This is a genomic window from Actinoalloteichus spitiensis RMV-1378 (genome assembly GCF_000239155.1).
Classification (GTDB): Bacteria; Actinomycetota; Actinomycetes; order Mycobacteriales; family Pseudonocardiaceae; genus Actinoalloteichus_B; species Actinoalloteichus_B spitiensis.
Genome location: NZ_AGVX02000286.1, coordinates 1 through 2881, shown reverse-complemented (window position 1 = coordinate 2881; position 2881 = coordinate 1). Strand labels below are relative to the sequence as shown.

The 2881-nt window shown below is 70.4% G+C and carries 1 protein-coding gene; it reads left to right on the top strand.

Features of this window, described 5'->3' with window-relative positions:
- Positions 1–264: 264 nt before the first annotated feature.
- On the top strand, positions 265–2881 hold a 2617-nt coding region (locus tag ACTIDRAF_RS28730; protein ID WP_016699231.1), incomplete at its 3' end, for a valine--tRNA ligase.

Genomic DNA, 2881 nt, shown 5'->3' with positions numbered 1-2881 from the left:
GGTGGGGCGGGGGCGCCCCCAGCCGCTTCGCTGGTCGCCGCGTCTCGCTCGAAAGGGTGGTCTTGCACGGAGCCCCTCATCTTCTCCAGTTGTCGTGCCGAAAACTAACGTTTGTCACCGATGATCTCGAATCGGCCCCGTCGCCGGGTGTCGTTCGAGAGAGCGATCGTCGCTGCTTCGGTGACGTCACCCGCGCCACCGTCACCCGGGCGGCCCAGCGACGGCCCCGTGAACCGGGTTGCCCGCCGTTCGTAGACTTTCCCCGTGACCGAGACCCATTCATCGCCCGGCCCTGCCCAGTTTCCCGTCGGCCTCGCGCCCAAGTGGGAGCCGGTAGCGGTAGAGGCCGCGCTGTACCAGGAATGGGTCGAGCGCGGTGACTTCACCGCCGACGCCAGCAGCGACCGGCCGCCGTTCTCCATCGTGATCCCGCCGCCCAACGTCACCGGTGTGCTGCACATGGGGCACGCGCTGGACCACACCCTGATGGACACCCTCACCCGGCGTCGCCGGATGCAGGGCTACGAGGCGCTGTGGCTGCCGGGCATGGACCACGCCGGGATCGCCACCCAGGCCGTCGTCGAGCGGGAACTCGCCAGCGAGGGGAAGTCGCGGCACGACCTCGGGCGTGAGGAGTTCATCCGCCGGGTCTGGCAGTGGAAGGCCCAGTCCGGCGGGAAGATCAGCCAGCAGATGCGGCGGCTCGGCGACGGTGTCGACTGGAGCCGCGAGCGGTTCACGATGGACGAGGGCCTGTCGCGGGCCGTGCAGACGATCTTCAAGCGGCTCTTCGACGACGACCTGATCTACCGGGCCGAACGCATCATCAACTGGTGCCCCCGGTGCCAGACGGCCCTGTCGGACATCGAGGTCGAACACACCGAGGACGAGGGCGAGCTCGTCTCGATCCGCTACGGTGAGGGCGACTCGTCGATCGTGGTCGCGACCACGCGGGCCGAGACGATGCTCGGCGACACCGCCGTGGCGGTGCACCCGGAGGACGAGCGCTACCGGCACCTCGTCGGGACCGAGGTCGAGCTGCCGCTCACCGGGCGGCGGATCCCGATCGTCGCCGACGAGCACGTCGACCCGGAGTTCGGGACCGGCGCCGTCAAGGTCACGCCGTCCCACGACCCCAACGACTTCGAGATCGGTCAGCGGCACGGGCTGCCGAACCTCACCGTGCTCGACGAACGGGGCATCATCACCGCCGCTGGCCCCTTCGAGGGGTTGGACCGGTTCGAGGCCCGGCCGGCGATCGTGGCGGCCCTCCGCGAGGAGGGCCGGATCGTGGCGGAGAAGCGCCCCTACCTGCACGCGGTGGGGCACTGCGAGCGCTGCGGCACGGTCGTCGAGCCCCGGCTGTCCAAGCAGTGGTTCGTCAAGGTCGGCCCGCTGGCCAAGGCCGCCGGCGACGCCGTCCGCGACGGCCGGACCCGTATTCACCCGCCCGAGATGGCCAAGCGCTACTTCTCCTGGGTGGACAACCTCCACGACTGGTGCATCTCCCGGCAGCTGTGGTGGGGGCACCGCATCCCCGTCTGGTATGGGCCCGACGGGGAGATGCGCTGCGTCGGCCCCGGTGAGGAACCGCCCACCGGTGAGGGCTGGCACCAGGAGACCGACGTGCTGGACACGTGGTTCTCCTCGGCCCTCTGGCCGTTCTCCACCCTGGGCTGGCCGGAGAAGACCCCCGACCTGGAGCGGTTCTACCCGACCAGCGTCCTGGTCACCGGCTACGACATCCTGTTCTTCTGGGTCGCCCGGATGATGATGTTCGGGCTCTACGCGATGGACGGCGTGCAGCCCTTCAACGACGTGTTCCTGCACGGCCTGGTGCGGGACAGCACCGGCAAGAAGATGTCGAAGTCCAAGGGCAACAGCATCGACCCGCTGGAATGGCTCGACCGCTACGGCGCGGACGCCCTGCGGTTCACCCTCGCCAGGGGCGCCAACCCGGGTGCGGACGAGGCGGTCGCCGAGGAATGGGCGGCCGGAGCGCGGAACTTCGGCACCAAGCTGTGGAACGCCAGCCGGTTCGCCCTGATGAACGGGGCGAACACCGGGACCCCGCTGCCCGACCGGGCCGAGCTCACCGACGCCGACCGGTGGATCCTCGACCGGCTCGACGGCGTGGTCGTCGGCGTCGACGAGCTGTTCGAACGCTTCGAGTTCGGCAAGGCCTGCGACGCGCTCTACCACTTCGTGTGGGACGAGTTCTGCGACTGGTACCTCGAACTGGCCAAGACCCAGCTCAACGGTGACGAGGCCAGGGCCACCGCCACCCGCGCCGTGCTCGGGCACACCCTCGACGCGACACTGCGGTTGCTGCACCCGGTGATGCCGTTCATCACCGAGGTGGTGTGGCGGGAGCTGACCGGCGGGCAGGCCCTCGACCGCGCGGCCTGGCCGACACCCTCGGGGGCGACCCCCGACGCCGAGGCCGAACGGCGCATCGACGACCTGCGCAAACTGGTCACCGAAGTGCGCCGGTTCCGCTCCGACCAGGGCCTCAAACCCGGCCAGCGGGTCGACGCCCGGCTCACCGGCACGGCTGTCGACCGGCTCACCGAGCAGCTGGTCGCCGTGCGCGCCCTCACCCGGCTCGACGAGCCCGGTGACGGCTTCGCGCCGACCGTCTCCCTGGAGGTCGGTCTCGCCTCGGGCGAGATGACCGTGGAGATCGACACCTCGGGAGCGGTGGACGTCGAGGCCGAGCGCAAGCGGCTGACCAAGGACCTCGCCGCGGCGGAGAAGGAACTCGCCGGCTGCGAGAAGAAGCTGGGCAACCCGGCGTTCACCGAGAAGGCGCCGCCCGAGGTGCGGGCCAAGATCGAGGCGCGGCGGGAGACCGCCGAGCTCGACATCCGCCGGCTCCGCG